This is a genomic window from Microbacterium sp. BF1 (genome assembly GCF_019279095.1).
Lineage (GTDB): Bacteria > Actinomycetota > Actinomycetes > Actinomycetales > Microbacteriaceae > Microbacterium > Microbacterium maritypicum.
The window spans coordinates 1-1,989 of the sequence record NZ_JAGYWT010000451.1 but is presented as its reverse complement, the minus strand read 5'-3'; the positions used below and the strand labels follow the sequence as shown (position 1 = coordinate 1,989).

Below are 1,989 nucleotides of genomic sequence, written 5' to 3'. Positions count from 1 at the left end.
GAGGTTCTGGGCGACCTCACTTCGTGCGGCCTTGTGGCTATGAAGTTCGAAAAGCAGCGGACCGAGGCCGCGATGGGTGAGCCGATCCCGAACCACATCGAGCGCGACAGCCTTTTCTGAAACGAAGGGGCATCCTCGTAGCCGACGCCGTCGGAGGCGCCTCGCACGCTCAGCAGCCAGACGCCTCCCGTGCGCTCGTGGTTCTCGGCGAGCCAAGCGCGCCAGGCCGCGGCATCCGCCGCCCTGATCCGCTCGCCGTCGTCCAGTGCGCCCATGGGCTACTTCTTGGTCTTCACCGTCGTGATCGTCTCGGTGATCCGCGGCAGCAGGTCGGCCACCGACTGCACGATCTCGTCGGGGCGGAACGGGTACTTCTCGATCTCGGCCTGGTCGCTGATGCCGGTCAGCACCAGCACGGTGTGCAGGCCCGCCTCGATGCCGGCCACGACGTCGGTGTCCATGCGGTCGCCGATCATGCCCGTGCGCTTCGAGTGCGCGCCGATCTTGTTCAGTGCAGAGCGGAACATCATCGGGTTCGGCTTGCCGACGACGTAGGGCTCCTTGCCCGTGGCCTTCGTGATGAGGGCGGCGATCGCGCCGGTGGCCGGGAGCGGTCCGTCGGTGCTCGGGCCCGTGGCGTCCGGGTTCGTGACGATGAAGCGCGCGCCGCCGATGATGAGGCGGATCGCCTTGGTGATCGCCTCGAACGAGTAGTTGCGCGTCTCGCCGACGACCACGAAGTCGGGGTTCGTCTCGGTCATGATGAAGCCGGCGTCGTGCAGCGCGGTGAGGATGCCGGCCTCTCCGATCACGAACGCCGAGCCTCCGGGAAGCTGCTGCTTCAGGAAATCGGCGGTCGCGAGCGCCGAGGTCCAGATGCGCTCCTCCGGCACGTGCAGTCCGCTGATGCGCAGGCGTGCCGACAGGTCGCGCGCGGTGAAGATCGAGTTGTTGGTAAGCACCAGGTACGGGATGCCCGCGCTCTCCCAGCCGGCGAGCAGTTCGGACGCTCCGGGGATGGCGTCGTTCTCATGGACGAGCACGCCGTCCATGTCGGTGAGCCAGCATTCGATGTCATCACGTTGTGCCATGTGCACAGCCTAGAGGGCAGGGGTGACGCGCACCTGACCGTGTTGCAGAGGGAGCTAGGCGCTGAGCCAGACCACCTGTGCCGCCTCGTCGGGAAGCGCCGTCTCCGTTCCGTCGATCTCGACCCCGGATGCCGTGACCGTCACGGTCGATGCGACCGTCAGCCCGAGGGGCTCGAGGGCTCGGAGCAGCTCGGGGTCGCGGTCGTCGACCCGCAGCACGCGCCCCGTGTGCCCGACCGGCGCATCCGCGAGCAGCACGAACGGCTCGCGCTCGATGCGGCCGGCGGCGTCGGGGATCGCATCGCCGTGGGGGTCGAAGCGGGGGCGTCCCAGACGGGCATCGATGCCCTCGAGCAGCCGGTCGCTGATGGTGTGCTCGAGCACCTCGGCCTCGTCGTGCACCTCGTCCCAGCCGTAGCCGAACTCCTGTACCAGCCAGGTCTCGACCAGCCGGTGCCGGCGCACCATGGCGAGGGCGCGGGCCGTGCCGGCCTCCGTCAGTCGCACCGCACCGTAGGGCACGTGCGACACGAGTCCGGCGGCGGCGAGCTTCTTCACCATCTCGGTGACCGACGACGGAGCGATGCCGAGCTTCGCGGCGAGCACCGAGGGAGTGATCGGTGCGTCCTGCCACTCGGTGTGCGCGTAGACGGTCTTCAGATAGTCGTCAGCTGCAGGGGATGCCACCGGACCAGCCTACGTGGTGCTCTCGCGTGCCCATGCGGTGAGTCCGTGGATGAGGGCGCGCGCGCCGATCTCGAACGTGCGCCGGGCTGGGTCCGTGCTGAGCCGCGCGCGGGCAGCTACCTGAACGTGCTGACCACGGGTACCTCGATGAAGCCGGTGACCGATCGCTACCGCGTGCCCCGCACGCAACTCGGCGCGATCATGAAGATGA

At 68.5% G+C, this 1,989-nt stretch carries 2 protein-coding genes and 1 pseudogene; all 3 read right to left on the bottom strand.

What is annotated here, in order from left to right; translation table 11 throughout:
- Positions 1-275 (bottom strand): annotated as a pseudogene (locus KZA10_RS13510) (hypothetical protein); the annotation flags it as partial.
- A gap of 3 nt (positions 276-278) precedes the next feature.
- The gene (locus KZA10_RS13505) at positions 279-1,091 is read right to left on the bottom strand and encodes an HAD-IIA family hydrolase (protein WP_021198233.1); all 813 of its coding nucleotides are present in this window, start codon (positions 1,089-1,091) and stop codon (positions 279-281) included.
- Positions 1,092-1,145: 54 nt separating this feature from the next.
- Positions 1,146-1,778, bottom strand: a complete 633-nt coding sequence (locus KZA10_RS13500; protein ID WP_218683134.1) for a metal-dependent transcriptional regulator — start codon at positions 1,776-1,778, stop codon at positions 1,146-1,148.
- Positions 1,779-1,989 lie beyond the last annotated feature (211 nt).